26 protein-coding genes are annotated in these 25,104 nt (G+C 72.0%); 12 read left to right on the top strand and 14 right to left on the bottom strand.

The features are described from left to right. Positions 1–160: 160 nt before the first annotated feature. The 3 genes from AC1DWJ_RS00380 (at position 161) to AC1DWJ_RS00370 (ending at position 4,479) form a co-directional block, all read left to right on the top strand. The gene (locus tag AC1DWJ_RS00380) at positions 161–1,480 is read left to right on the top strand and encodes a LysM peptidoglycan-binding domain-containing protein (RefSeq protein ID WP_477619759.1); all 1,320 of its coding nucleotides are present in this window, start codon (positions 161–163) and stop codon (positions 1,478–1,480) included. 112 nt (positions 1,481–1,592) lie between these two features. Then, positions 1,593–3,554 carry a Stk1 family PASTA domain-containing Ser/Thr kinase gene (gene pknB / locus AC1DWJ_RS00375; protein WP_477619758.1) on the top strand — a complete coding sequence of 654 codons (1,962 nt, stop codon included), beginning with the start codon at positions 1,593–1,595 and terminating at the stop codon, positions 3,552–3,554. Position 3,555: 1 nt separating this feature from the next. Beyond that, positions 3,556–4,479 (top strand): DMT family transporter, encoded by a 924-nt coding sequence (locus tag AC1DWJ_RS00370; RefSeq protein ID WP_477619757.1) that lies wholly within the window; start codon positions 3,556–3,558, stop codon positions 4,477–4,479. Positions 4,480–4,483: 4 nt separating this feature from the next. Here AC1DWJ_RS00370 and AC1DWJ_RS00365 read toward each other — a convergent pair whose 3' ends face one another. Together AC1DWJ_RS00365 and AC1DWJ_RS00360 are read right to left on the bottom strand one after the other, a co-directional pair. After that, a complete protein-coding gene (locus tag AC1DWJ_RS00365; RefSeq protein ID WP_477619756.1) occupies positions 4,484–5,551 on the bottom strand; it encodes a threonine aldolase family protein in 1,068 nt (355 codons plus the stop codon). A gap of 4 nt (positions 5,552–5,555) precedes the next feature. After that, positions 5,556–6,908, bottom strand: a complete 1,353-nt coding sequence (locus AC1DWJ_RS00360) for a class II 3-deoxy-7-phosphoheptulonate synthase (protein WP_457252910.1) — start codon at positions 6,906–6,908, stop codon at positions 5,556–5,558. 13 nt (positions 6,909–6,921) lie between these two features. Between AC1DWJ_RS00360 and AC1DWJ_RS00355 the strand changes: the two genes are divergently transcribed. Both AC1DWJ_RS00355 and AC1DWJ_RS00350 read left to right on the top strand, forming a co-directional pair. Continuing rightward, on the top strand, positions 6,922–7,116 hold the full coding sequence (locus AC1DWJ_RS00355; protein WP_477619755.1) for an ATP-binding protein: 195 nt from the start codon (positions 6,922–6,924) through the stop codon (positions 7,114–7,116). A gap of 2 nt (positions 7,117–7,118) precedes the next feature. Next, positions 7,119–7,679, top strand: coding sequence for a dihydrofolate reductase family protein (locus AC1DWJ_RS00350; RefSeq protein WP_477619754.1), 561 nt, complete (start codon positions 7,119–7,121; stop codon positions 7,677–7,679). Between the two features lie 31 nt (positions 7,680–7,710). On the opposite strand, the gene AC1DWJ_RS00345 is transcribed toward AC1DWJ_RS00350, so the two are convergent. The 3 genes from AC1DWJ_RS00345 to AC1DWJ_RS00335 are packed head-to-tail and all read right to left on the bottom strand — an operon-like array spanning position 7,711 to position 10,548. Further along, positions 7,711–8,412, bottom strand: a complete 702-nt coding sequence (locus AC1DWJ_RS00345; protein ID WP_477619753.1) for a response regulator — start codon at positions 8,410–8,412, stop codon at positions 7,711–7,713. Further along, the gene (gene macS / locus AC1DWJ_RS00340) at positions 8,409–9,593 is read right to left on the bottom strand and encodes a MacS family sensor histidine kinase (protein WP_457252915.1); all 1,185 of its coding nucleotides are present in this window, start codon (positions 9,591–9,593) and stop codon (positions 8,409–8,411) included. Before macS ends, AC1DWJ_RS00345 begins: the two co-directional genes overlap by 4 nt. 13 nt (positions 9,594–9,606) lie before the next feature. Then, positions 9,607–10,548 carry a 1-acyl-sn-glycerol-3-phosphate acyltransferase gene (locus AC1DWJ_RS00335; protein WP_457252916.1) on the bottom strand — a complete coding sequence of 314 codons (942 nt, stop codon included), beginning with the start codon at positions 10,546–10,548 and terminating at the stop codon, positions 9,607–9,609. Between the two features lie 129 nt (positions 10,549–10,677). On the opposite strand from AC1DWJ_RS00335, the gene AC1DWJ_RS00330 reads away from it, so the two are divergent. The 3 genes from AC1DWJ_RS00330 (at position 10,678) to AC1DWJ_RS00320 (ending at position 13,002) form a co-directional block, all read left to right on the top strand. After that, positions 10,678–11,415, top strand: coding sequence for an alpha/beta hydrolase (locus AC1DWJ_RS00330; RefSeq protein ID WP_457254149.1), 738 nt, complete (start codon positions 10,678–10,680; stop codon positions 11,413–11,415). A gap of 55 nt (positions 11,416–11,470) precedes the next feature. Continuing rightward, positions 11,471–12,055: a hypothetical protein gene (locus tag AC1DWJ_RS00325; RefSeq protein WP_457252917.1), complete on the top strand. Its 585-nt coding sequence runs from the start codon at positions 11,471–11,473 to the stop codon at positions 12,053–12,055. A 104-nt stretch (positions 12,056–12,159) separates the two neighbouring features. After that, positions 12,160–13,002 (top strand): hypothetical protein, encoded by an 843-nt coding sequence (locus tag AC1DWJ_RS00320; RefSeq protein ID WP_457252918.1) that lies wholly within the window; start codon positions 12,160–12,162, stop codon positions 13,000–13,002. Here AC1DWJ_RS00320 and AC1DWJ_RS00315 read toward each other — a convergent pair. Genes AC1DWJ_RS00315 through AC1DWJ_RS00290 form a run of 6 tightly spaced genes read right to left on the bottom strand, consistent with a single transcriptional unit; the run spans position 12,999 to position 17,423 of the window. Then, a complete protein-coding gene (locus AC1DWJ_RS00315; protein WP_457252920.1) occupies positions 12,999–13,802 on the bottom strand; it encodes an endonuclease/exonuclease/phosphatase family protein in 804 nt (267 codons plus the stop codon). The genes AC1DWJ_RS00320 and AC1DWJ_RS00315 overlap by 4 nt on opposite strands. Beyond that, positions 13,799–14,791: an ROK family glucokinase gene (locus AC1DWJ_RS00310; RefSeq protein ID WP_457252921.1), complete on the bottom strand. Its 993-nt coding sequence runs from the start codon at positions 14,789–14,791 to the stop codon at positions 13,799–13,801. Before AC1DWJ_RS00310 ends, AC1DWJ_RS00315 begins: the two co-directional genes overlap by 4 nt. Then, positions 14,788–15,345, bottom strand: a complete 558-nt coding sequence (locus AC1DWJ_RS00305; protein ID WP_457252922.1) for a hypothetical protein — start codon at positions 15,343–15,345, stop codon at positions 14,788–14,790. Before AC1DWJ_RS00305 ends, AC1DWJ_RS00310 begins: the two co-directional genes overlap by 4 nt. After that, a complete protein-coding gene (locus AC1DWJ_RS00300; RefSeq protein WP_477619752.1) occupies positions 15,338–16,549 on the bottom strand; it encodes an ArsA family ATPase in 1,212 nt (403 codons plus the stop codon). The genes AC1DWJ_RS00305 and AC1DWJ_RS00300 overlap by 8 nt, the downstream gene beginning before the upstream one ends. 48 nt (positions 16,550–16,597) lie before the next feature. After that, on the bottom strand, positions 16,598–17,044 hold the full coding sequence (locus tag AC1DWJ_RS00295) for an SRPBCC family protein (RefSeq protein ID WP_457252924.1): 447 nt from the start codon (positions 17,042–17,044) through the stop codon (positions 16,598–16,600). Between the two features lie 10 nt (positions 17,045–17,054). Beyond that, positions 17,055–17,423: a hypothetical protein gene (locus AC1DWJ_RS00290; RefSeq protein WP_457252925.1), complete on the bottom strand. Its 369-nt coding sequence runs from the start codon at positions 17,421–17,423 to the stop codon at positions 17,055–17,057. A 131-nt stretch (positions 17,424–17,554) separates the two neighbouring features. Here AC1DWJ_RS00290 and AC1DWJ_RS00285 point away from each other — a divergent pair, with 131 nt between their 5' ends. Together AC1DWJ_RS00285 and AC1DWJ_RS00280 are read left to right on the top strand one after the other, a co-directional pair. Next, positions 17,555–19,354, top strand: coding sequence for an AMP-dependent synthetase/ligase (locus AC1DWJ_RS00285; protein WP_477619751.1), 1,800 nt, complete (start codon positions 17,555–17,557; stop codon positions 19,352–19,354). 49 nt (positions 19,355–19,403) lie between these two features. Next, complete coding sequence (locus tag AC1DWJ_RS00280) at positions 19,404–20,753, top strand: glycosyltransferase 87 family protein (RefSeq protein ID WP_477619750.1); 1,350 nt, start codon at positions 19,404–19,406, stop codon at positions 20,751–20,753. Here AC1DWJ_RS00280 and AC1DWJ_RS00275 read toward each other — a convergent pair. The 3 genes from AC1DWJ_RS00275 to AC1DWJ_RS00265 are packed head-to-tail and all read right to left on the bottom strand — an operon-like array spanning position 20,648 to position 22,757. Continuing rightward, entirely contained in the window at positions 20,648–21,166 is a 519-nt protein-coding gene (locus tag AC1DWJ_RS00275) for an NUDIX hydrolase (RefSeq protein WP_457252928.1), read from the bottom strand. The two genes, AC1DWJ_RS00280 and AC1DWJ_RS00275, sit on opposite strands and share 106 nt — an antisense overlap. Beyond that, positions 21,163–22,515: a hypothetical protein gene (locus AC1DWJ_RS00270; protein WP_457252929.1), complete on the bottom strand. Its 1,353-nt coding sequence runs from the start codon at positions 22,513–22,515 to the stop codon at positions 21,163–21,165. The genes AC1DWJ_RS00275 and AC1DWJ_RS00270 overlap by 4 nt, the downstream gene beginning before the upstream one ends. 20 nt (positions 22,516–22,535) lie before the next feature. Next, positions 22,536–22,757, bottom strand: a complete 222-nt coding sequence (locus tag AC1DWJ_RS00265; protein ID WP_457252931.1) for a hypothetical protein — start codon at positions 22,755–22,757, stop codon at positions 22,536–22,538. A 173-nt stretch (positions 22,758–22,930) separates the two neighbouring features. Here AC1DWJ_RS00265 and AC1DWJ_RS00260 point away from each other — a divergent pair, with 173 nt between their 5' ends. Next, positions 22,931–24,664 (top strand): DEDD exonuclease domain-containing protein, encoded by a 1,734-nt coding sequence (locus AC1DWJ_RS00260; RefSeq protein WP_457252932.1) that lies wholly within the window; start codon positions 22,931–22,933, stop codon positions 24,662–24,664. Between the two features lie 48 nt (positions 24,665–24,712). Next, on the top strand, positions 24,713–24,997 hold the full coding sequence (locus AC1DWJ_RS00255; protein ID WP_057377683.1) for an Lrp/AsnC family transcriptional regulator: 285 nt from the start codon (positions 24,713–24,715) through the stop codon (positions 24,995–24,997). The last annotated feature ends 107 nt before the right edge of the window (positions 24,998–25,104 follow it).

The following is a 25,104-nucleotide window of genomic DNA, read 5'->3' as shown; positions in this document are numbered from 1 at the left end:
ACATCGATGTAAGTCGATATGGGAGTGCCCGAATGGTGTACCTTTCACATTCGTCACAGTCGCCACACTGTCAACTCCAGCACCGACTGACGCTCCAGCCTCGCGGCCCGCACGCCGCGGGCAGGATCGCCCACCGTTCGCCCGAAAGGCAGCCCCCCCGATGTCTCCAGTGATCGCTCCCGCAGCGCTCCCTTCGGCCACCCTGCAGGCACCGGTCGCGGTCGTGCAGAAGGCCACGCCCGCCCCGCACGGCTGGACCACCTACACGGTGCGCAGTGGCGACACCCTCGCCGCCATCGCCGACCGGACCGGCACCACCACGGGTGTGCTCGCGTCCCGCAACCACCTCAAGGGTGGGGGCAACCACCTCTCCATCGGCCAGCGCCTCTCGGTGCCGAAGACCGCCGCCCAGGCGCGGGCCGAGGCCGCCCGGGCGAGGGCCGCGGCGGCAGCCCGCGCCGCCGCGATCAAGCGCGCCACCTACGTCGTCCGCCCCGGAGACACCCTCAGCCACATCGCCGCCCGCAAGGGCGTCTCGCTCGCGGCGCTGCTCAAGGCGAACCACCTGTCGACCCGCTCGATCCTGCAGGTCGGCCAGAAGATCCGGATCCCCGGTGCCGGCGCGGCGAGTGCGAGCCGTCCGGGCGCCCGGACGGTCTCGACCACCACCTACCGGGTGCGCAGCGGCGACACCCTCAGCGCCATCGCCGCCCGCACCAAGACGTCGCTGGCGACCGTCTACTCCGTGAACCGCCTGAACGCGCGCAGCGTCATCCACCCCGGCCAGCTCATCAGGGTGCGCGGGACGACGCCGGCGGCGACCCGGCGAGCCGGCTCCGCGGCATACCGGGTGCGCTCGGGTGACACCCTCAGCGGCATCGCCGTGAAGCACGGCACCACCCTCGCGGCCCTGCTCAAGACCAACCGCCTGTCGGGGGCCTCGGTCATCCACCCGGGTCAGCGGCTGCGAGTGCCGGCCAAACCCGTCAAGAGCGCGACGAGCGCCAACAGCTTCGCCGGGCGCACCTATCCCAGCTCGACGGTGAACGCGGCCAACCGCAACCGGGCCGCCCTGGCCAGGACGTCCGTGCCCAGCCGCAGCCAGACCAAGGCCATGATCGTCGCGACGGCACGTCGTCACGGCGTGGATCCCCAGCTGGCGCTGGCCGTCGGGTGGCAGGAGTCGGGCTGGAACCAGCGGCAGGTCTCCGTCGCGAACGCCATCGGCGTCATGCAGGTCATCCCCTCCTCCGGACAGTGGGCCTCCGACATGGCCGGTCGCCCCCTGAACCTGCTGCGCACCCAGGACAACATCACCGCCGGCGTCGTCATCCTGCGCTCGCTGACCCGCTCGGCGAAGACCCTCGACCAGGCGATCGCCGGCTACTACCAAGGGCTCTACTCGGTGCAGCAGCACGGCATGTACGCCGACACCAAGGTCTACGTGGCCAACATCAAGGCGCACCGCGGGCGGATGTGAGCCCCGGTGTGGGCCAGGGTGACCCCGGATCTCAGGCACCTGATGTGAGCCCGGACACCACCCACGGACCCGCCTGCGCGAGATGACCAGCGAGACCTCCTACACTTTGCGGGTGTCTTCAGGTGTCACCGAGTCGTTGCTCGGTCGGGTGTTCGACGGGCGTTACCGCGTCCTGTCGCACATTGCCGACGGCGGAATGGCGTCGGTCTACCTTGCCCTCGACACCCGGCTCGACCGTGACGTGGCCCTCAAGGTGCTGCGTCACGACCTGGCCCAGGACGACGCGTTCGTCAGCCGGTTCAAGCGCGAGGCCCGCTCCGCGGCCCGGCTCTCGCACCCCAACGTCGTGTCGGTCTTCGACCAGGGCGAGGACGACGGCCACATGTTCCTGGCCATGGAGTACGTGCCAGGGCAGACGTTGCGTGAGGTGATGAAGGCCGAGGGTCCCCTCACCCCGCGCGCCGCCCTCGACATCATGGGCCCGGTCCTGCAGGCGCTCGGCGCCGCGCACCGCGGCGGCATCATCCACCGCGACGTCAAGCCCGAGAACATCATCCTGCGCGAGGGCGACGGCACCGTGAAGGTCGCCGACTTCGGGCTCGCACGCGCAGTCTCCAACCAGACCTCCCACTCCCAGACCGGCGTGCTGCTCGGCACGGTGGCCTACCTGTCCCCAGAGCAGGTCGAGCGCGGCATCGCCGACGCCCGCAGCGACGTCTACGCCGCGGGGCTGATCCTGTTCGAGATGCTGACCGGCACCAAGGCGTTCACCGGTGACACGCCGATCCACATCGCCTACCAGCACGTGCACGGCTCGATCCCGGCTCCCTCGTCGCGGGTGAGCTCGGTGCCCAGCGAGCTCGACGCCCTCGTGGCCCTGGCCACCTCTCGCGACCCGGACCACCGGCCCCACGACGCCGAGGACTTCCTCACCGAGGTGCGCAAGTCGCGGGCGATGCTGACCGCCGCCGAGCTGGACCGGCGCCCCGAGGGCCCCGCCGCCCTCGGCGGTGGCGCGAGCACGGTGGCCGTCGAGCGGACCAGCGCGCTGCCGGTCCAGCACGAGGCGCGGCATGCCGCGCAGGGCGGCCGCGCGCTGCCCCCGGTCGCGCTCCCGATCGACCGCACCCCGACCACTCCCCCCGTACTGCACGGCCGCGTCGTCGACACCTACGACGACGAGGACGAGCGGCGTGGGCCCTGGCGCTGGGTCTGGGCGGCCCTCGGGGTCGCCCTCATCGCCGGCCTCGCCGCGTGGTGGTTCCTGGCCGGCCCCGGCTCGCCCACCGTGGTGCCGCAGACGACCAAGCTCACCTTCGCGCAGGCCCAGACCGCACTAGAGCGCGCCCACCTCGGCGCGGAGCAGGTGGAGAGCTTCGACGAGTCGGTGCCCAAGGGCATCGTCATGTCGACCGACCCGGGCGCCGGCCAGGAGGTCCGCCGCGGCACCGACGTCAAGGTCACCGTGTCCAAGGGTCCGGAGCGGTATGCCGTGCCGAACGTGGTCAAGAAGTCGGCAGCCGAGGCGCGTGACCAGATCACCGCGGCCAAGCTCACCGTCGGCACCTCCAAGGAGGCCTTCGACGACACCATCGCCGCCGGGCTCGTCGTGGGGGTCGACCCGAAGGTCGGCACGCAGCTGAAGCGCGGCAGCAAGGTCAACCTCGTGGTCTCCAAGGGCCGCCAGCCGATCCAGGTCACCGACTTCACCAACAAGCCCGCGAGCGAGGCGGTCGACGCGCTGTCCAAGGCCGGGCTCGAGGTCGACGCGACCGAGCAGGCCAACAGCGACACCGTGGCCAAGGGCAACGTGATCTCCCAGTCGCCAGCCGGCGGCACCCTCTTCAAGGGCGACACCGTCAAGCTCGTGGTCTCCAAGGGCCCGGTGCTGGTGAAGGTGCCTGACGTGCAGGGCAAGCAGGAGGCCGAGGCCAAGGCCATCCTCGAGGGCGTCGGGTTCAAGGTCGTGGTGGAGCGCTTCATGGGCGGCATCTTCGGCACCGTTCGCAGCCAGGAGCCCGGGGCCAACACCGAACAGCCCAAGGGCAGCACCATCAAGCTCGTCATCGTCTGAGGTGTCCAGCCGCCTGCCCGCCAGCCGTCTCGCGACGCTGCTGCTCGTCTCGGTCACCGCGGTGTGGGGCTCGACCTTCTTCCTCATCCGCGACCTCGTCACCCACGTCCCCTCGGCCGACTTCCTCACCGTGCGGTTCGCGATCGCAGCGGTCGTCATGGCCGTGCTCTTCCGGCGCCAGACCCTTGCGCTGAGCCGTCGCGAGGTCCTCATCGGGGTCGGCCTCGGCGTCCTCTACGGCCTGGCCCAGCTGCTCCAGACGATCGGCCTCGAGCACACCCCCGCGTCCGTGTCGGGTTTCGTCACGGGCACCTACGTCGTGCTGACCCCCGTCTTCGGGGCGCTGCTGCTGCGCGACCGCATCAACCGCACGACCTGGCTGGCGGTGCTCCTCGCGACCGCCGGACTGGCCGTCCTGTCGCTGCGGGGGCTCACCGTGGGCTACGGCGAGGCGGTGACGCTGGCCTCCGCAGCCCTCTACGCCCTGCACATCGTCGGTCTGGGGCGCTACTCCACCGCGGAGTCAGCCACTGGGCTGGCCACCGTGCAGGCCTTCGTCATCGCGGCGGTCACCCTGGTGGCGGCCCTGCCCGGTGGGATCACCCTTCCGGCGACCGGCGGGCAGTGGACCTCGCTGCTCTACATGGCCCTGATCGCCGGTGCCGTGGCCCTGTGGGCCCAGACCTGGGCCCAGTCGCACCTTCCGGCGACCCGCGCGGCGATCGTCATGACCATGGAGCCGGTCTTCGCGACGTTCTTCGCCGTGCTCTTCGGTGGCGAGTCGCTGACCTCCCGGATGGTGGTGGGCGGCGCGATGGTGCTGACGGCGATGTACGTGGTGGAGCTCCTGGGACGGCGTTCCGGGCCGCCGGGTGCCACGGCGGCCGAGGACCGGCCGGCCGAGCTGCTCCACCACGACGTCTGAGGCGTCAGCTCGAGGGACCGTCGGCCAGCAGCGGGACCAGCTCGCTGATGGCGCGGTCGGTGCCGGCGTCGTCGACGTCGAGGTGCCAGACCAGGCGCACCGCCGTCGTGCTCACCGGATAGAGGCGTATGCCGCGTCGACCCGCCTCCGCCACGAACGCCGCGGGCGTCCACCCGGCACCGGCCACGTCGAGCACGACGATGTTGGTCTGCACCCGCTGCGGGTCGATCGACCCGGGGACCGCCGCGGCCGCCGCCTCGGCGAACCGGCGGGCCCGGGCGTGGTCGTCGGCCAGCCGCTCGAGGTGGTGGTCGAGGGCGTGCAGGCCGGCTGCCGCGAGGATGCCGACCTGGCGCATGCCACCGCCGAACCGCTTGCGCCAGATCCGGGCGCTGGCCATCAGGTCGCGGGACCCGGCCAGCACGGAGCCGACCGGTGCGCCGAGGCCCTTGGACAGGCAGACGCTGACGGTGTCGAACTGCCGGCCGTAGGTGTCGAGCGGGACACCGGTGGCGACGTGGGCGTTCCAGAGGCGGGCGCCGTCGAGGTGCATCGCGACTCCGCGGTCCCGGGTGCCCGAGCGCAAGGCCTCGATCTGGTCGAGGGGCTGGACCGTGCCACCGCCGAAGTTGTGGGTGTTCTCGACGACGACCAGGCGGGTGTTGACCTGGTAGGTCCCGCCGTCGGGGATCATCAGCGCCAGCGGCTGCGCGGCGTCGAGCAGTCCGTGCTCGGCCACCCACGACCGCGACGAGATGCCGGAAAGCACTGCGGCAGCGCCCATCTCGGCACGCAGGACGTGCGCGAGCGAGTCGGCGACCAGCTCCTCGCCGTGGGCGACGTGCAGCCGCAGGCAGAGCTGGTTGGCCATCGACCCGGTCGGCGCGAAGAGGGCGTCCTCGTGGCCGAGCAGCTCGGCCACCCGCTCCTCGAGCCGACGCACCGTGGGGTCCTCACCGAAGACGTCGTCGCCGACCGGGGCGTCGGCCATGGCGCGACGCATCGCATCGGTGGGCTGGGTGAGGGTGTCGGACAGCAGGTCGACGTGCACGTCAGGTGCGGTGGGCGGCATACGGTCAGTCCTTGGCCAGCATCTCGGCGACGAGGAACGCGAGCTCGAGGCTCTGCTGGTGGTTCAACCGCGGGTCGCAGACCGTCTCGTAGCGCTTGTTGAGGTCGGCGTCGAGGATCTTCTCCGCGCCACCGAGGCATTCGGTGACGTCGTTGCCGGTGAGCTCGACGTGGATGCCACCGGGCACCGTCCCGAGCCCCTGGTGGACCTCGAAGAACCCGCGCACCTCCTCCACGACGTCGTCGAAGTCGCGCGTCTTGTAGCCACTGGCGGACTCGAACGTGTTGCCGTGCATCGGGTCGCAGATCCAGGTGACCTGGGCGCCGCTGCCGGTGATCTTGTCGACCAGGGTGGGCAGGGCGTCGCGCACCGTCTTGGCACCCATGCGGGTGATGAAGGTGAGCCGGCCGGGCTCGCGGTCGGGGTCGACCTTGTCGATGAGGCGCAGCACGTCGTCGACCTCGGCCTTGGCCGACAGCTTGACGCCGATCGGGTTGAGCACCTTCGACACGAAGTCGATGTGCGCCCCGTCGATGTCGCGGGTGCGCTCCCCCACCCAGATGAAGTGGCCACTGGTGTCGTAGAGCTCGCCGGTGCGGCTGTCGACCCGGGTCAGCGGACGCTCGTAGTCGAGGAGCAGGGCCTCATGGGATGAGAAGAACTCGGTCGTGCGCATGGCGTCGAAGTCGGCGCCACAGGCCTGCATGAACTTCATCGCCTTGTCGATGTCCTTGGCCAGCCGCTCGTACCGGCTGTTGGCGGCGTTGGCGACGAAGCCGCGGTTCCAGTCGTGCACGTGGCGCAGGTCGGCGAAGCCACCCTGCGTGAAGGCGCGGACGAGGTTCAGGGTGGCCGTGCTCGCGTGGTAGGCCTTGACCAGCCGTTGGGGGTCGGGCGTGCGCGACTCGAGCGTGAACTCGAAGTCGTTGACCATGTCTCCGCGGTATGCCGGGAGGCTCACTCCCTCGCGCGTCTCGGCACCGCTGCTGCGCGGCTTGGCGTACTGCCCCGCCATCCGGCCGACCTTGACCACCGGGACGGACGCGCCGTAGGTGAGGACGGCCGCCATCTGGAGGATCGTCTTGACGCGGTCGCGGATGTTGTCGGCCGTCGCCGAGGCAAAGGTCTCGGCGCAGTCGCCACCCTGGAGCACGAAGGCGTCACCACGCGCGGCGGCGGCCATCCGCGACTTGAGGACGTCGCACTCCCCCGCGAATACCAGCGGCGGATACGAGGCGAGCTCGGCGACGGCGCTGGACAGGCGGGCGGCGTCGGGCCACTCCGGCTGCTGGGCGGCCGGGAGGGCTGCGCCGGCCGCGAGGCTGGCGAGGGCGTCGTGGTGCTGCGTGGTGCTCACCGGTCAAGGATAGGTGCGCGTCACCAGCCCGTGGGCGGCCGGCTCGGATCGCGGTCACGACCGGCGCTGTCGCGACGGGGCCGGGGTCGGACTCGCTATCGTCGACAGCATCGTCCGAGCCCACGACGGGACCCTCACCCTCAGCCCCCGACCGGACGGTGGGCTGCGGACCACCGTGGAGCTCCCGACCACGGCAAGGAGCCGGTAGCCATGCTGATGTACTCCATAGGCGTCTCGGTCGACGGCTTCATCAACGACCGGGTGGGCGACTTCGGCTGGGGCGCGCTCGACGACGACCTATTCCGCTTCCACCTCGCCGAGGTCGGCAAGCTCGGCGCCTACCTGTTGGGCCGCCGGCTCTACGAGACGATGCTGGTCTGGGAGACCGACCCTTCCCTGCGGGACACCGAGGACGGTGCGGCGTTCGCCGACGTCTGGTGCGCGCTGCCGAAGGTCGTCTTCAGCCGTACCCTCGACGCCGTGCAGGGCAACGCCCGGGTCGCCCGGGGCACAGTGCTCGAGGAGGTGGCCCGAGCCCTCGGCGAGACCGACCGGGACGTCTCCATCGGTGGGGCAGACCTGGCCGGCCAGGCCTTCGAGCTGGGCCTCGTCGACGAGCTGCGGGTGTTCCGCTACCCGGTCGTCGTCGGCGGCGGCACGCCCCACCTGCCGCCGGTCACCGACCTCGTGCGGTTCGAGCTCGCCGAGACGCGCACCTTCGGCGGCGGGGTCGCGTACGAGCAGTACCGCCGGGCCGGCGACTCCCGCTGACAGCAGTCCTCCCCGACGACCGCCGGGACCGTCACGCCTCCGGGGTGTCGAGGCCCTTCGCGATGGCGAACCGCACCAGCTCGATCCGGTTGTGCAGCTGCAGCTTGCCCAGCGTGTTCTGCACGTGGTTCTGCACGGTGCGGTGCGAGATGAACAGGTCGGACGCGATCTCCTTGTAGGACATGCCCGTCGCGACCAGCTTGAGCACCTCGGTCTCCCGCTCGGTCAGCTCGGGGATCGGCCGCGACGGGTCCGTCTGCGGCTGCGTCGACAGCTTGCGGAACTCCCCGAGCACCAGCCCTGCGAGGCCGGCCGTGAAGACGGCCTCGCCGCGCGCCGTCGCCCGGACGGCCTCGACGATCTGCTCCCGCGAGGCGGACTTCACCAGGTAGCCGGTCGCGCCGGCCTTGACCGCCTCGAGGACGTCCTGCTGCTCGCCCGACGCCGAGAGCACCAGCACCCTCGTCTGCAGCGAACCCAGGGCCGCGCACACCTCGTGGCCGCGCATCCCCGGCAGGTTGAGGTCGAGGACCAGCACGTCCGGACGGGTGGCCTTGGTGCGGTTGACCGCGGACGGTCCGTCGTCGGCGGTGGCGAGCACCGCCATGCCGGCCTCGGCCAGGTCGCGGGCCACGGCGTCACGCCACAACGGGTGGTCGTCGGCGACCACCACGCTCGGCTCCCGCGCGGGCTCCACCCCCGCGTCGCCGGTGGGCTGCTCCTGCTCGCTCATCGCGCTCCTTCGTCTCGTCCGCCGTCTTTCGGCGCCCGCATCCGCACGGTCACCCCGGCACCTTCACGTCCGGCGTACTCCGCCGTCCCACCCAGGTCGGAGAGCCGACCCCGGATGCTCGATGACGCGCCCATCCTCCCGGCCGCGGCCGCTTCCTCGAGGCGACCCGCCGGCATACCCACACCGTTGTCGCGGACGGTCAGGCCGACCTCGTCGCCGTCGTCCTCGACGAGCACCCAGGCCTCGGCGTCCTCTCCCGCGTGCACGCGGACGTTGTCGAGCGCGGCACCCACTGCCGCGACCAGCTCACCCGCCACCCGCGGCGGCACGAGCACGGGGTCGGCGGGCGCGACGAGGTGCACCTTGCCGCCCGCGTAGCGCCCCAGCAGCTGGCGCAGGTCGACGTCGCCCGACACGGTCGCCTCGGTGTCGGCCGGCGACGTCCCGCTGACGAGCGCGCGCAGCAGCCGTTCCTGGTCGGCGGCCATGGCGCCGAGCTGGGCGGACTCGCCGCCGAGCTGGGTGCCGCGCCGGTTGATGAAGGCAAGGGTCTGCAGGACGCCGTCGTGCACCGTGCGGGCCAGCCGCTCGCGCTCGCGCACCCGAGCCTCGAGGGCGAGCGCCTCGCGCAGCTTGGCGTGGCCCTCGCGGGCCAGGTCGCAGGCGTAGCCGATGAGCGTCCCGATGAGCAGGAGCAGGACGATGTTGTTGATGGTGTTGGGCGTCGCGCGGCCGACCTCGACCACGTCGACGACCCCGATGAAGACGGCCGCCGCCAGGCCGCCCTTGCGACCGAGCAGCACGGCCGCCGAGACCACTCCGGCCGCCGGCCAGAAGGTGGGCAGGGTGCGGCTCCCCGCCTCGATCGCGGCAGCCGTGTCGACCAGCCTGGTCGCGAGGATCGCCCCCGCCGCCAGCACCAGCTCGACCGCCACCAGCCACCACCGGCGACGACGGTAGAACACGAGGAAGACGGTCCAGACGCCCAGCACGGCGAGCACCGCCCACGCGAGGGTGGGCCGCACCAGGTCGTGCGGGCGGTCCCAGAGCGAGTACGCGGCATACGCCAGGGCCAGGGGCCGGAAGACGTCGATGCCCTTCCAGAACGCCGACACCACCTCGGGTTGCGAACCCGGCACTGCGACGTCCCGGCGCGCGGACAGGCTCAGGTGCCGCGCCACTGGGAAGGTGCCCTCAGCTCGCCGCGCGGGCGCCCGGGGGCACCTCGTCGGAGGCCTTGTCGCCCGAGTCCTCCACGTGGAGCGGGTCGGCACCGGCCTCGGCACGGACGTCGTCGCGGGCGGTCAGCTCGTCGATGTCGCCGACCGCGTCGTCGACGCTGGGACGCACCTTGCGCGATGACTCGTCGTCCTGCGCGTCGAGCGCCTCCTCGAGCTCCTTGGCGGCGGTGCCCGGCAGGGCGGCCTCCTGGAGCTCGCGCGCCTTGGTCTTCGCGGCGGCGACGATGCGGTCCTTCATCGACGTGGCGTACATGTCGACGTACTCCTGGTCGGACAGGAGCATCAGCTCGTACATGATCTCGTCGGTGATCGACCGCAGGACGAAGCGGTCGTCCTCCATGCCCTCGTAGCGCGAGAAGTCGAGCGGCTTGCCGATCTTGACGCCGATCCGGATCAGCTTGGGGATCTTGGTGCCGGTGGGCTGGGCCTTGTCGGTGCCGATCATCGCCACCGGCAGCACCTTGACGCCGCCCTCGAGGGCCATCCGCGCGACACCGGTGCGGCCACGGTAGAGCCGTCCGTCGGGGCTGCGGGTGCCCTCGGGGTAGATGCCGAGCAGCTCACCCCGACGCAGGACCTTCAGCCCCGAGCGCAGTGCCGCCTCGCCGGCCCGACCACCGGAGCGGTCGACGGGCAGCTGGCCCACGCCGCGGAAGAACGCGGCCGTCGCGCGACCCTTGAGGCCCCGACCGGTGAAGTAGTCGGACTTCGCCAGGAACGTCATGCGGCGCGGGACGACCAGCGGCAGGAAGATCGAGTCGGAGAAGGACAGGTGGTTGCTCGCGAAGATCGCGGCGCCGTCGTCGGGAATGTTCTCCTCGCCCTCGACCCACGGGCGAAAGAGCAGCTTGAGGATCGGGCCAAGAACGACCGTCTTGAGCACCCAGTAGAACACCAGCACACCTCCGAAGTGACGCCGTGAACTCTACGGTACCGAGGGAGTCCCCGCGGCACCGTGCGAGAATGCGCGCCATCGTCGGATCCCCCCGTCCGACCCCGGAGTCACCCAGGAGCCCCGTTGTCCGTGCTTCCCGGCGCCGAGCCGTACTCCCACGACGGAACCGACACCGGGGTCCTGCTGCTCCACGGTTTCACCGGCACTCCCCAGGCCGTGCGCCCGTGGGCCGAACACCTCGCCGGCCGCGGCTGGACGGTGCGGGTGCCCCGACTGCCGGGTCACGGGACGACGTGGCAGGAGCTCAACCGCACCCGCTGGCCGGACTGGTATGCCGTCGCCGACGCCGCGTTCCGCGAGCTCCACGAGCGGTGTGGCCGGGTGTTCGTCGGCGGACTCTCGATGGGTGGGGCCCTGGCGCTCGCGCTCGCCCAGGAGCACGGGCCCCGGGTGTCCGGCCTGGTCCTGGTCAACCCCGCGGTGAAGTTCGACGACTGGCGGGTGCGACTGGTGCCGCTGCTGCGCCACGTCGTGCCCAGCGTCGCCCCCATCGCCAGCGACATCAAGAAGCCGGGAGTGGTCGAGCTGGCCTACGGCCGGTCGCCGGTGCAGGCGGCTCACTCGCAGTTCACGGCGTGGAAGAACGTCATCCGCGACCTGCCCGAGGTCACCCAACCCGTGCTCCTCCTGCACTCCGCGGAGGACCACGTCGTGCCGGCGTCGAGCTCCGAGCTGGTGCTCGCCCGGATCTCCAGCGAGGACTCCACCGAGATCCTGCTCCACGACAGCTACCACGTGGCTACCCTCGACCACGACGCGCCACGTATCTTTGACGAGTCGGTGCAGTTCATCGAGCGGCTGACCTGATCGTGCCGGTCCCACGCCGGCCGGCCAGTCGTCCGATCCAGACCAAGGGGCATCCATGAGCGACCGCGACGTCGACGCCGAGTTCGCGGACATCATCGCGCGCTGGGACGAGGTCGAGTCGCTGCCCGACACCGCGGAGGGCTCTGCCGCGACCGCGGAGACCGATGCCGGGACAGACGTGCGGACCGACCCGGCGACGGGCGACGGGCCGACCGCGCCCGGCGACTCCCCCCAGGCTCTCGGGCCCGGTGTGAACCCTCCGCTGCGGTCGAACACCAACCCGCCACCGACCCGGCCCTTCGTCGTCTGGCGCGGTGCCGAGATCCCGGAGCCCGAGCCAGGCGAGGAGTCCCCCGACCCGGTGGAGCTCCGCGACCTCGCCGACGTCGACGACGACCACTTCGAGCCCGGGCCGACCGCTCCCCTGCCGCCGCAGGAGGACCTCCAGTTCTGGGGGATCATCGTCGGCCTGGTCGCGGGCCCTCTGCTGCTGCTCTGGCTGGTCCTCTTCCGGCCCGACGTGAGCGACTGGTGGATCCTCGGTGCGCTGGGGCTGACCGTGATGGGCTTCGTCCTGCTGGTGATGCGGCAGCCGCACGCCCGCGACGAGGACGACCCCGACAACGGCGCCCGCATCTGACGCACGCCTGGGGTGACCTCGGGGGCCTCGGCCCCCGGCCCGTTCAGCCGGACTTGTCCCCATTCGCCCCAGCGGGTCCGTGACCGGGCGCTACCTTCGCGCGCATGCAGAGCATCAGGCCGGTCAAGACCCAGGTGTCGTGGATGCGCGCCCGCGACCTCGTGCCACCCGAGTCCGTCACTCGCGGCGGCCCGGTCACGGGGGTCACCGGCCCGGTCGTCGACATCCTGTTCCTCATCGTGGTGTCCCTCGTCGGTGCCGTCGGAGCGGTCTTCGCCCTGGCCCACCTGTCCATCCCGGGCTTCCTCATCATGAGCCTGTTCGCTGCCGTCCCTGGCTACCTGGGGTGGGTCCGCTACCAACAGGCTTCCGCACCAGCAGTCTCCGTGGGGGCCGGCGGTGTCTGGCTGGCCGGCACGGACCGGCGGGCCGGCGAGGCGATCCCGTGGAGCAACGTCGCCGAGCTGGTCTTCTTCACGGCCGTAGAGCGTCGCGTGGGTCTCACCGGGCTCCAGCGACACCGCGCCCTCGGCGTCCGGCTCCGGGTCCCGCGGCCCACTCCGGCACCGGAGCGGGCGCAGCTCGACCAGGTGCTCGAGGGGCTGCCGGACGTCCGCGACGCGGTGCTGGAGTCGGTCCGGTCCTGGGAGGAGATGCCCTACCGCCAGATCGGCGTCGCGGGGCGGCTCGAGCGGGCCGCCCTCACCAAGGCGGCCACGGCCTTCGCCCCGTCCGTGCAGGTGGTGAAGGGTCCGCGGCTCGACTCGCTGATGCCGTGGGCCGTGGGCGAAGCCGACACCCCGGTCCCGGCCGCGCTGCAGCCGCTGGTCACCTCCGGCGGACTGCTGCCCGGGCTCCTGTCGATGCTCGGCGCGACACCGCGCGACCCCGCGAGGACACCCACCGACGAGCCGCCGTCGGCCACGCCCCCCAGTTCGGCCTCCTAGGCCGGTCGGTCGTCCTCCGGGCCGGTTGCCGCCGCTGCGTCGGCAGCGACCTGCTCGACCCGCTCGACGGTCGACGCGGGGACCACCGGCTCACCCTCGGTCTCGGTCTCCGCGGTCGGCACCGCCTGGGGGTCGAGGTCGACGTCGACCCAGGTGGGGCGGTGGTCGCTGGCAGCCACGAGGTCGGCGACCGCGAGCTCGACCTCCCGGTGCGGCAGCACCACGAGCTCGGGCGAGGCGAAGATGACGTCGAGCACCCGGTGGGGAGCCTTGGCGGGGTAGGTCGGCACGCCGGGCGAGATGAGGCGCAGCGGCGCGGCGAACAGCCGCCACGCCTTGCCGGTCTCCCCCTCGTTGAGGTCACCGGCCAGGAGCACCGGACCGCCCCCGGCCACGGTCCGCAGGATCTGGCCCGCGTGCCGCTCGCGTTCGTCGGCGTCGAGGCTCAGGTGCACCGACGACACCACGAGCGGCTGGTGACCGGCCGGACCGACCCGGATCACCGCATACCCGCGGGTGCGCTGCAGCGCAGCCACCCGGAGTCGGTGGTGCCGTGACTCGCTCACCTGCACGCGCAGGGAGGTGAAGATCGTCGTCCCGCCACTGCCGCGGTGCCGTCCGGACCAGAACAGGCCGCACTCGGCCGCGAAGTCGGACACGCGCCACGTCGAGAGCAGCCGTCGAGGCACCTCCTGGAGGCACAGCACGTCGGGGTCGATGGCGCGGATGACGCGCGCTGCCGCGTGCCGGTCGAGGGTGAAGTCCTTGAGGTTGTAGGACGCCACCCGCATCGTGCTCATGCGCCCTCGGCCGCGGCCCGTCCGAGGGCGTCGCGGCGCGCCAGGTCCGCTGCGCCGATCAACCCCGCCTCGTTGCCCAGGGCCGCGGCGACGATCCGGGCCTCGGGCCGGTAGCCACGCCCCGTGAGGTGACGCCGGAAGGTCGTCCGGGCCGGGTCGAGCAGCAGGTCTCCCGCAGCGCTGACCCCGCCACCGATGACGAAGACCCCGGGGTCGAAGGCCGCGGCCAGGTTGGCGATCCCGATCCCCAGCCACTGGCCGATCTCGCCCAGCAGCTCGGTCGCCGTCGCGTCACCGTCGCGGGCCGCCTCGGTGATCATCGGACCGGTCAGCGAGGACGGGTCACCGCCCACGAGGTTGAGCAGGTCCGTCGCCATCGGGCTGCCGGCCGTCATCATCGCCCGGGCCTCGCGCACCAGGGCGTTACCAGAGGCGTACTGCTCCCAGCAGCCCTTGTTGCCGCACTCGCACCGTTGGCCGCCGGGGACGACCTGCATGTGGCCGAACTCCCCCGCGATCCCGTAGCGGCCGCGCATGATCTGACCGTCCAAGATCATCGCGCCCCCGATCCCGGTGCCGAGGTTGACCATCACGACGTGCGAGTCGCCTTGCGCCGCACCGAATCTCCACTCCGCCCACGCCGCGGCGTTGGCGTCGTTGTCGACCGAGATCGGCACCGGTACCCGGCGTTGCAGGTTGGCCTCGAGCGGCTCGTCGCGCCAGGACAGGTGGGGGGCGAACACCACGGTCGCCCGGTCGGCGGCCACGAACCCCGCCGCGCCGATGCCCACCGCGACGACGTCGTCACCCGCGCCGTCGATCAGCTCGGCGACCACGTCGACGATGGTGTCCTCGACGACGCCGGGGCTGGTCGAGCGGTGCGGCGTGTCGCGACGGGCGCGCGCCACGACCACGCCGTCGGTGTCCACGACTCCGCCGGCGACCTTGGTGCCCCCGATGTCGATCCCGACCGACAGGCCGCCGCTCACGAGGTCGCACTCCCCGGAGCGTCCTCGTCGTCGACGGCGATGTCCTGCACCCGCGAGGAGGGGGACTGGGACCGCCGCGGTGACGCCGTCCCGGCGTCGGTGCGGCGCTGGCCGGCGATGTCCCTCAACGTCGCGGCGAGCGCCCCCGCGAGGTCGGCCAACCGGTCGACGGTCTCGGGTCGGACCGACCGCAGCAGCCCGATGCCTTGGCAGACCGGGCACAGCTGGCAGGCCACCGCCTGCCCGACGCCGTTCTCCGCACCGCACGACGAGCAGCGTGGCGTGGCCGACTCGGCGCCCTCTGCGGGTGCCGGGGACTCGTCGGTGCCCGACTCGTCGGTGCCGGACCCGTCGGTGCCGGACCCGTCGGTGCCGGACCCGTCGGTGCCGGACCCGTCGGTGCCGGACCCGTCGGCGGCAGGCGCGGTCGCAGCCTGAGCCGGTCGCGCGGCATACCCGGTCTGCGCACTGGCGGCCCAGCCGCCCAGCGCGTCCAGGAGGCGGGCAGCCTCCTCCGCCACCGTGCCCACGGCAGGGCGTTCGTCGTCAGCCACGCGGCCAGACCTCCTCGTCGGGGACGAAGCGCACCCGCAGCAGTCCGTCGCGCACGGAAGCACCCTCGACCACGCATCGTTGCAGAGCCGACGGCAGGGTGAGCACCCGGCGGTGCTCCCCGACCGTCACGACGAGCTCGTCGTCGCGGCGCTGGAGGCCCAGGTCGGCGGCATGCGCCAGCGGGAGCGGGAGGACCAGGAGGAACCCCTCGTCGGTCCGTTCGACCGCCAGGCCTCGGTGGGTGACGGGGGCGAGGACGTCGGTTCCGCCTTCCTGCGCCTCCGCGAGCTCGGCGAGCGCGTCGGCCCCGATCGGCTCGGACGGCAGGTAGGGGGTCACGACCACCGGCAGCCCCGCGAACGACTCGCGCACCTCGACCAGCCCACCCTGCTGGGCCGCGTTCCACGAGGCCCGCCAGGCGTCGGGTCGCTGGCCCTGCTCGGCGATGGCGTCCGGGAACACCCGGTTGACGACGACCGCGTCGACGACGAAGCCGTAGAGCGACAGGGAGGTCCAGGTGCGCCGGGACTCGGCGATCACCACGCGTTCGGGCGTGAGGACCAGCCGCACCGAGGTCTGTTCACCAGTGAGGATGCGGTGGACCTCGCGCATCTGCCGGTGCCACCCCGTGACCGCCTCGACCACCGCCGAGTCGGGCAGCGGCACCCCGGCGGCCGCCGCGGCGGCCGGACGCAGGGTGCGGATCAGGCCGCGCTGGGCCGGGAGCAGGCGCTCGAGGTGCCACGCGAGCGCCTCGGGCAGGGCCAGCAGCCTCAGGGTCTCGGCGGTGGGGGCGCAGTCGACGACGACGAGGTCCCACGGGCCCGACTCGACCTGCGACCGCAGCTCGAGGAGCGCCGCGACCTCCTCGGCGCCGGGCAGGCGGGTCAGCTCCTCGGCGACGACCGGGTCGACGCCCACGGTGTCGAGGACGGCGAGCAGGTAGTCCTGGACCACGCGCCACGACTCGCCCAGCAGGTGGGGCGGGCTGATCTGCAGCGCGGACAGGCCGGGCTCGACGTCCACCGGGGACCCGCCGCGCGACCCGCCCAGGGCGACCCCGAGTGCGTCGCCCAGGGAGTGGGCGGCATCGGTCGACATGACCAGGGTCTTGACCCCGGCGCGAGCGGCCTTGACGGCCGTGGCGGCCGCCGTGGTCGTCTTGCCGACCCCGCCCTTGCCGGTGAAGAGGATGACGCGCATGGCTGTCGACACCCCTCGGCTATCGGGAGTCCGCGGCGACGAGCTGCCTCAACCCTCCACCCGCTTCTTCAGCGACTTGAGCGCGGTGTCGATGATGACCTTCTCGGCCTTGCGCTTGAGCATCCCGAGCATCGGGATCTTCACGTCGACGGCCAGGCGGTAGGTGACGGTCGTGGTGTCCTTGCCCTTGGCGGCCAGGGTGTAGGAGCCGTTCATCGCCTTGAGCACGGTGGCCTCGACGAGGCTCCACGAGACGACCCCGGTGCCGTTGCGTGCGACGTCCCACTCGTAGTCGAGGGTGTAGGTGTCCTTGATCGCCCCGGCGTCGAGGGTGAACTGCACCTGGTCGGCCCAGCCGTCGCCCTCCTCGGTGAGGATGCTGACCGCCTTGACCTCGGTGGCCCACTCCGGATAGCTCTCGAAGTCGGCAATGACGTCGAGGACTTCACCCGGCTTTGCGTCGATGTCGATGCTTGATTCGGTGCGGTCGGCCATGCGCCGAAGGCTACAAGACCGAGGCGTCGGACGACGGACCGCCTTCGAGGCGGTCCTTGAGTCCGTGCACCGCCCGCTTCCACCGCAAGGTATGCCGCGTGGCGACGTCCCGGGGTGCGCGCGGCCCCCGATGGCCCCGGACGTAGTGGTGGACGACCACTCCGTCGCGGAACGGCTCGAGCCAGACCTCCATCTCGCCGACGACCTGGCCGGTCACGGCCCAGCGCACGCCCTTGACCCCACGGTCCCGCGTCACCGTGGGGGCCAGGTGCGGCCAGACCTGCGCCACCCAACTCTCGTCGTCCAGGCCCGCGCGCACGACCTCGGGCGATGCCCGGATGAAGGTCTCGTCGACGATGTCGATCCTGTGGTCGCGCACCGGATCAGTGTTCCGCACGTCACGTCGGCATGTGGATGGACCCTCCCCCGCGTGCCTACCCGCGGGTAGTCTGTGCGCACTGAGGCAGTCACGCCCACTGAGGCAGTCACGCCGTCGTCAAAGGAGACTCCGTGCAGGAACACGTCGCACCCCCACTCGTGCCACCCACGACCGAGGGGAGCCTGGCCGACCTGCCGGGCCGCAACGCCGCCTCCGACCCCACGCGGGTGGCGTTCTCCCGCAAGGAGGGCAGCCGGTGGATCGACGTGACCGCGGCCGAGTTCGACGAGGACGTGCGCGCGGTCGCCAAGGGCCTCATCGCCGCCGGCATCGCGCCCGGTGACCGCGTGGCCATCATGTGCAAGACGCGCTACGAGTGGACCCTCACCGACTTCGCGATCTGGACTGCCGGTGCGGTCACCGTCCCCATCTACGAGACCTCCTCCGCCGAGCAGGTCGCCTGGATCCTCACCGACTCCGGGGCCAGGGGCATCATGCTCGAGACCCCGTCCCACGCGGCCACCCTCGCCGAGGTCCGCGACCAGCTGCCAGGGCTCGACCACGCCTGGCAGGTCGATGCCGGTGCCATCGCCGAGCTGAAGAGCTCGGGCGCCGACGTGGGTGACGCCGACCTCGAGGCCGCCAAGGGCGGGCTCGACCGCGCGAGCATCGCGACGATCATCTACACCTCGGGCACGACCGGTCGCCCCAAGGGCGTCCAGCTGACCCACGACAACTTCCTCGCCCTGTCCGAGAACGCCATCACCAAGCTCAAGTCGGTCGTCAAGGCCGAGGGCGCCTCGACCCTGCTCTTCCTCCCCCTGGCCCACGTCTTCGCGCGGTTCATCCAGGTCCTGTGCGTCACGGGCGAGGCCAAGATGGGCCACAGCGCCGACATCAAGAACCTCCTCGCGGACTTCGCCGAGTTCAAGCCGACCTTCATCCTCTCGGTGCCCCGCGTCTTCGAGAAGATCTACAACTCTGCCGAGGCCAAGGCGACCGCCGAGGGCAAGGGCAAGATCTTCGCGACCGCGACCGACACCGCCATCGCCTGGTCCACCGCCCAGGACACCGGCGGGGCCGGGCTCGGCCTCAAGGTCCGGCACGGCATCTTCGACAAGCTGGTCTACTCCAAGCTGCGCGCCGCCATGGGCGGCCAGGTCATGTACGCCGTGTCCGGTGGCGCCCCGCTGGGCACCCGGCTGGGCCACTTCTTCCGCGGCATCGGCGTGACCGTGCTCGAGGGCTACGGCCTGACCGAGACCACCGCCCCGGCCACGGTCAACGTGCCCGACCGCGTGAAGATCGGCACCGTGGGTGCCCCCCTGCCCGGCGTGGGCATCCGCATCGCCGACGACGGCGAGATCCTGATCCAGGGCAACAACGTCTTCGCCGCCTACAACAACAACGCCGAGGCCACCTCGAGTGCGGTGCTCGACGGGTGGTTCCACACCGGCGACATCGGCGAGCTCGACGAGGACGGCTACCTCAAGATCACCGGTCGCAAGAAGGAGCTCCTCGTCACCGCCGGCGGCAAGAACGTCGCCCCGGCAGGTCTGGAGGACCGGCTCCGGGCGCATCCCCTCATCTCCCAGTGCATCGTCGTGGGCGACCAGAAGCCGTTCATCGGCGCCCTCCTCACCCTCGACGAGGAGATGTACCCGGGCTGGGCCAAGAATAACGGCCTCTCCGGGGTCAGCTTCGACCAGGCCCGCACCAACGAGACCGTCCTCGCCGAGCTCCAGAAGGCCGTCGACGACGCCAACAAGTCGGTGTCCAAGGCCGAGTCGATCCGCAAGTTCGCGGTGCTGCCGGGTGACTTCACCGAGGAGAACGGCTACCTCACGCCGAGCCTGAAGCTCAAGCGGAACATCGTCATGAAGGACTTCCACGACGAGGTCGAGGCGCTCTACTCCGGCGCCAAGGAGTGACCCGCTGACCCGCACGGTCCCGGCCAACACCGACCCGTAGGGTCTAGCCATGCGCACTGCCCCCGGACCCTCCGCCCGGTCCGTGGTGGGGTCGTTCGCCCTGCCGCTGGCGTGGCTGGTCTTCTTCACCGCGTTGCAGTGGAGCGTCGTGCGCTACCGCATCCCCATCGTGATCGCCCTCACCGCGGCCACGCTGGGGCTGGCGCTCTGGCAGTGGGCCGGCTGGCGGGCCAGCCTCCACCGACCCGCGGTGGCGGTGATGCTGGCCGGCTCGGCCCTGGCCACCCTTGCGGTGCCCCTGTTCAGCTACCTCGCACCGACCGGCCTCGCGATCGCGACGACGCTCTTCGTCGTGGTACCGCTGGCGTGCGCGGTCCTCTTGTGTGCCAACACCGTTCGCGCCCACTGGGCTGCCGGCGTGGTGGCCGTGACCGGGTATGCCGCGTGTGCAGCCGTCGCGATCACGTCCTCACCGCGGCCCCGCATCGACGTCTGGGTGACGCTGCAGCAGGCCGCCGACGGCCTCGGCCGAGGCGAGAACTTCTACGCGATGAACTGGACCGGATCCCCCGGCATCCAGGACGCCTTCACCTACCTGCCCTGGACGGCCGTGCTGCTCGCGCCGGGCCGCTGGCTGTTCGGTGACGTGCGGTGGGCGCTGGCGTTCTGGACGCTCGTCGCGGTGGCCGGGGTCTGGATGCTCGCCCGCGGCGCGGCCCCACGGCATACCGGGGGCGCCTGGGTCTGGACCGCGGCCGCGGTCACCGGTCTGCTCGTCCTGGCCCCCGGCACGCTCACCCAGCTCGACCAGGCCTGGACCGAGCCGTTGCTGCTCGCGGGCCTGGTGTGGTGGGCCGTGCTGGTCCAGCGCGACCGCGCGTGGTGGGCGGTCATCCCCCTCGCCCTCGCCTGCGCCAGCAAGCAGCACCTGGCCCTGCTGCTGCCCGTGCTGCTGGTGTGGCGACCGTTCGGGTGGCGCCGAGCCGTGGCGACGGGTGCGCTGACCGGGGTGCTGGTCGCGCCGTGGTTCGTCGCGAGCCCGCCGGACTTCGTCCACGACACGATCAGCCTGCTCGTCGGGTTCCACCCCATCAAGTTCGCCAACACGCTCTACCTGTTGGCGCTCAACACCTTTGGCGTGACGTTGCCGTTCGCCGTGACCGGGGTCGCCGTGCTGGGCACCCTCGCCGCCGTCTGCTGGACCGTCTGGCGCCGCCAGCCCGACCTGGCCGACGTGCTGCGCTGGCTGGCGCTGGTGCTGCTGGTGGCCAACCTCGTCAACAAACAGGCCTTCTACAACCAGTTCTGGCTCGTCGGGTCCCTGGTCGTCGTCTCGCTCGCCCTGGCCCCGGCCGCCTGCAGGACGTCCTGCACCAGCTGCTCGAGCACCACGGGGTAGACCGCTTCACCGCGAGCGCGGTGCAGGGCAGGGTCGATCCACGCCAGCTGGATGGTCGACCGGACCTCCAGCTCGGCGAAGCCGGATGGGTCGGCGTCGAAGCGCTCGGTGACCCAGCCGTAGAAGACCTGCTGCTGGACGATCGTGCGCCCCTCGAAGGAGAAGGCGTCCTCGTCGTGGTGGACCGGCCCGACGAGGTCGTCGACGGTGATGGTGCGGCCGGTCTCCTCCCATACCTCGCGGACCGCCGCCGCACGGTCGGTCTCCCCCGGCTCGACACCACCACCGACCGTGTACCAGTAGGGGTCGTCGGGGTGGTGCGGGTCGAAGCCCTCGATCATCAGGACCTGGCCGTCGGCGTCGACGACCACCACGCGGGCGGCGCGGCGGCGCACCACCTCGGGGTCCGTCATCGGGCCAGGCTCCGCAGGTAGGCAAGCCACTCCTTGGTGAACGCGGCCTGGCTGGTGCCCAGCACGCTGCGGAACGCCGCGGTCGCCGCCTCGTCGGGGTCGGGCGTCGCCGAGGACGATCCGGGGGGCTTCGTGGCGACCGCGAGGTAGTAGCGCACCAGGGCCTTGCGACCGTAGCGGTCGACGATGCGGTTCACGGCCAGCCAGGCCGCGTTGTAGCTCGGCGCGATCGTCGTGCGTGACGGGTCGAAGTCGCCGGCGGCCGGCAGCGCCTTCGGGCCATGGCCGGCGCGGACCTTCGCCAGGAGCGCCGCGGCGACCTGTCTGCGGGTCGCCCCGACGTCGCGGTAGCCGACGTAGTCGGCCATTCCCTCGGACAGCCACAGCGGGACCGGTCGGTCGGTCGTGGCGCGGATGGCGACGTGGGTCGCCTCGTGCGTCACGACGACCTGCTGCCCCCGCCTCTCCAGAGTGGCGAACGCACCGGGGTTGACCACGACCCGGTCGGCCCCCGCGCGGCCACCGGCGTCGAACGGCCCGTCCGTGACGGCAGCGACCTGCGCGACGGAGTCCTTGTCCTGGCCGACCTGCTCGGCCATCTCGGCCGCGGTGCGGGGCACGACGAGCACCAGGCGGCTGTTCCACGGGGCGGTCCAGACCGCGTCGACCCGCGTGACGGCGAGGTTGCCCAGGGCGAGGTAGGGACGCAGGCGGCTCGCCGGACCGCTTCCCATGACCAGCGTCGTCGGGCTGCGCAGGACCGTGAACGCGGGCAGGTCCCAGGCCTGCACCTGGGTGCCTCCGTCGGTGTCGTCGACCAGCCGCCACCCGGTGTCGCGACGCACGACGGTGAAGTACGACTCGAACTCGCGGGACGCCGTGTCATAGCCGGCCAGGCTGTAGTGCCCGGCGACGCGGGAGACCCACGCCTCGGGGCCGAGCTGGGCGACGCGGTCGGCACCGAGCTCCGGGGCGGGCTCGGGGGTGCCGTAGGAGAAGGCGCCCAATGGGAGCTTGGCCAGGGCGTCGTACTGGGCCAGCTGGCGCAGCCCGAACCCCGACTTCGGGTCGTCCAGGGTCGCCGCGAAGGCGGCTCGGTCGTGGGCCCGCACCGCCGCGGCGCGGGCGGACAGCAAGGCGGTGAGGGCGTCCTCGCGCGCGGTGGAGGGGTCGGGAGCGTTCGACTGGGTGGTGGCCGACGGGGACGTCGACGGGCCCGACGACGATCGCGCGGTCCCAGCGTCCTCGTCGGAGCACCCCGCCAGCAGCCCGACGACCAGGACGGCCGTTGCCGCGACCGCGACACCAGCCCGCAGGGGGCCGCGTCGTCGAGGGGTGGCCCGGGTCATCCGGCCATCGTAGGGACGGCTCAGCCGACAGCGCGGACGTGGGCGGCCCACGGCTCGCGGCGCGCGCTGGCCGAGGAGGCCTCGTGCGCGCTGACCAGCCCGGCCTCGGCGAACCGGGCCACGGCGGACCGCTCGACGGCGTCGAGGGGCAGCTCGGCGCCCTGGGGCACGAGCATGGCCGTCACCATGCAGTCGGCGCAGTGCAGGTCGCGCACGGGACAGCTCTGGCAGTCGATGATCATCGCGATCACCTCGCTCTCTCAGTCGGGGAGTCCTTCTGTCGTGTGACCTGTCGACGACGCTAGGTGAGGGCACTGACAACGCCCGCGACACGGCACACCCCGATCCCGCGCCACAGCCGGTGGCAGGGCGCGCCTGCCGGGGGCTGTCACACCCGCGGCCTACCGTCGGGACCATGCAGACGGCCGGCGACCAGATGGTGCAAGGCACCTTCGACGACCTGGGCACGGCACTGGCCGATGTCACGTTCGTCGTCGTCGACCTCGAGACCACCGGCGGCAGCCCGGCCGACTCGGCCATCACCGAGATCGGCGCCGTCAAGGTCCGGGCCGGCGAGGTGCTCGGCGAGTTCCAGACCCTGGTGAACCCCCACCTGCCGATCCCGCCGTTCATCCAGTCGCTCACCGGCATCACCACCGCCATGGTCGCGGACGCCCCCCGGATCGAGGCCGCCCTCCCGGCGTTCCTCGAGTTCGCGCGGGGAGCGGTGCTGGTCGCCCACAACGCCGGCTTCGACATCGGCTTCCTCAAGATGGCCGCCCGCCAGCAGGGCATCGAGTGGCCGCGCCACGCGGTGCTCGACACGGTCCACCTGGCCCGTCAGCTGGTCAACCGCGACGAGGCCCGCAACCACAAGCTCTCCACCCTGGCCGCCTTGTTCGGGGCCACCACGACGCCCGACCACCGCGCCCTGCACGACGCACAGGCGACCGTCGACGTGCTGCACGCCCTCATCGGGCGGGTGGGCAGCCTGGGCGTCCACACGCTCGAGGAGCTCTCCAGCTACACCTCGCGGGTCAGCCCCGCCCAGCGCCGCAAGCGCTGGCTCGCCGACGGCCTGCCCGACCAGCCGGGGGTCTACCTCTTCAAGGACGGCGACGGCCGGGTCCTCTACGTGGGCACGTCGATCAACATCCGCACGCGGGTCCGCAGCTACTTCACGGCGTCCGAGCAGCGCACCCGGATGGCCGAGATGGTGCGGCTGGCCGAGTCCGTCACCCCGATCGTGTGTGCCACCACCCTCGAGGCCGAGGTGCGCGAGCTGCGCCTCATCGCCGAGCACAAGCCGCGCTACAACCGGCGCTCCAAGACCCCCGAGCGGGCCACCTGGGTCAAGCTGACGGTCGAGGCCTTCCCCCGGCTGTCGATCGTGCGCGAGGTCCGGGGCGACGGAGCCCGCTACATCGGTCCGTTCGGCAGCCGCGGCTCGGCCGAGGCCGCCGTGGCGGCCGTCCACGAGGTGATCCCGCTGCGCCAGTGCGTCCAGCGGCTGTCCCCCACCCGGCGGGTGGGGTCGTGCGCGCTCGCCGACATGGGCCGCTGTGGCGCACCGTGCACCGGCGCCCAGAGCGTCGAGGAGTATGCCGCGGTCGTCCAGGACGCCGTGCACGCCCTCGCGGGCGACTCGCGCGACGTGGTGACCGCTCTGCGCACCCGGATGGGGTCGCTGGCCGACCAGGAGCGGTTCGAGGACGCCGGCACCCTGCGCGACCGGATGCTCGCGCTGGTGCGCGGCATGGCCAGGGCCCAGCGCATCGCGCCGCTCGCCGCCAGTCGCGAGATCGTCGCCGCCCGTTCGGCCACGGCCGGGGGGTGGGAGGTCATCGTGGTCCGGCACGGCCGGCTCGCCGCCAGCACGGTGTCACCTCGCGGTGCCGACCCGATGCCCTATGTCGAGGCCGTCCGCACCAGCGCCGAGGTGGTCCTCCCCGCGCCGTGGCCGTCCCCGGCGGCGATCCCCGAGGAGACCGAGAAGATCCTGCGCTGGCTGGAGGCCCCCGGCGTGCGGATCGTCGACCTCGACGGCGAGTGGACCTGCCCGGTCGGTGGCGCCGGCGGTGCGCGGGCCGAGCTGGAGCCGCAGGTGGTGGCCCGCCACGCGGTGGCCGGATTCGTCGCGGCGTCCTAGCCTCCGGGGACCCACCCGCTACGCCAGCGGCGCCGATAGAGTGGGCTCGTGATCTCCGCCATCGTGCTCATCAACGCCAAGGTCGACCGCATCCCCGAGGTGGCCCAGGCCATCGCCGAGCTCGAGGGCGTCTCCGAGGTCTACTCGGTCGCCGGCGATGCCGACCTCATCGCGATGATCCGGGTCCGCGAGCACGAGCAGCTCAACGACGTCATCGCCGACCGCCTCAACAAGGTCGACGGTGTCACGGGCACCAACACCCACATCGCGTTCCGCACCTACTCCACGCACGACCTCGAGGCCGCCTTCAGCCTCGGCCTCGACGGTGACTGACCCTTCGACCCCAGTCACCCCCGGCCTCGACTCACCACTGCCTCGACTCACCACTGCCTCGGCCGCACGGCCGATCTGAGTAGCAACACGCATCCGCGCAACCCTCC

It is taken from the genome of Pedococcus sp. P2_D7 (assembly GCF_056404295.1).
This window is presented reverse-complemented; position numbering and strand designations above follow the sequence as displayed.

Bases quoted from the DNA above. Each gene is read 5' to 3' on its own strand.
- AC1DWJ_RS00300 (WP_477619752.1), bottom strand. From the start codon at position 16,549: ATGCGCGTCATCCTCTTCACCGGCAAGGGCGGGGTCGGCAAGACGACC.
- AC1DWJ_RS00270 (WP_457252929.1), bottom strand. From the start codon at position 22,515: ATGACCCGGGCCACCCCTCGACGACGCGGCCCCCTGCGGGCTGGTGTC.
- AC1DWJ_RS00275 (WP_457252928.1), bottom strand. From the start codon at position 21,166: ATGACGGACCCCGAGGTGGTGCGCCGCCGCGCCGCCCGCGTGGTGGTC.
- AC1DWJ_RS00365 (WP_477619756.1), bottom strand. From the start codon at position 5,551: ATGCCGCCCACCGCACCTGACGTGCACGTCGACCTGCTGTCCGACACC.
- AC1DWJ_RS00260 (WP_457252932.1), top strand. From the start codon at position 22,931: ATGCAGACGGCCGGCGACCAGATGGTGCAAGGCACCTTCGACGACCTG.
- AC1DWJ_RS00265 (WP_457252931.1), bottom strand. From the start codon at position 22,757: ATGATCATCGACTGCCAGAGCTGTCCCGTGCGCGACCTGCACTGCGCC.
- AC1DWJ_RS00320 (WP_457252918.1), top strand. From the start codon at position 12,160: ATGCAGAGCATCAGGCCGGTCAAGACCCAGGTGTCGTGGATGCGCGCC.
- AC1DWJ_RS00345 (WP_477619753.1), bottom strand. From the start codon at position 8,412: ATGAGCGAGCAGGAGCAGCCCACCGGCGACGCGGGGGTGGAGCCCGCG.
- AC1DWJ_RS00380 (WP_477619759.1), top strand. From the start codon at position 161: ATGTCTCCAGTGATCGCTCCCGCAGCGCTCCCTTCGGCCACCCTGCAG.
- AC1DWJ_RS00295 (WP_457252924.1), bottom strand. From the start codon at position 17,044: ATGGCCGACCGCACCGAATCAAGCATCGACATCGACGCAAAGCCGGGT.
- AC1DWJ_RS00325 (WP_457252917.1), top strand. From the start codon at position 11,471: ATGAGCGACCGCGACGTCGACGCCGAGTTCGCGGACATCATCGCGCGC.
- AC1DWJ_RS00280 (WP_477619750.1), top strand. From the start codon at position 19,404: ATGCGCACTGCCCCCGGACCCTCCGCCCGGTCCGTGGTGGGGTCGTTC.
- AC1DWJ_RS00315 (WP_457252920.1), bottom strand. From the start codon at position 13,802: ATGAGCACGATGCGGGTGGCGTCCTACAACCTCAAGGACTTCACCCTC.
- AC1DWJ_RS00350 (WP_477619754.1), top strand. From the start codon at position 7,119: ATGCTGATGTACTCCATAGGCGTCTCGGTCGACGGCTTCATCAACGAC.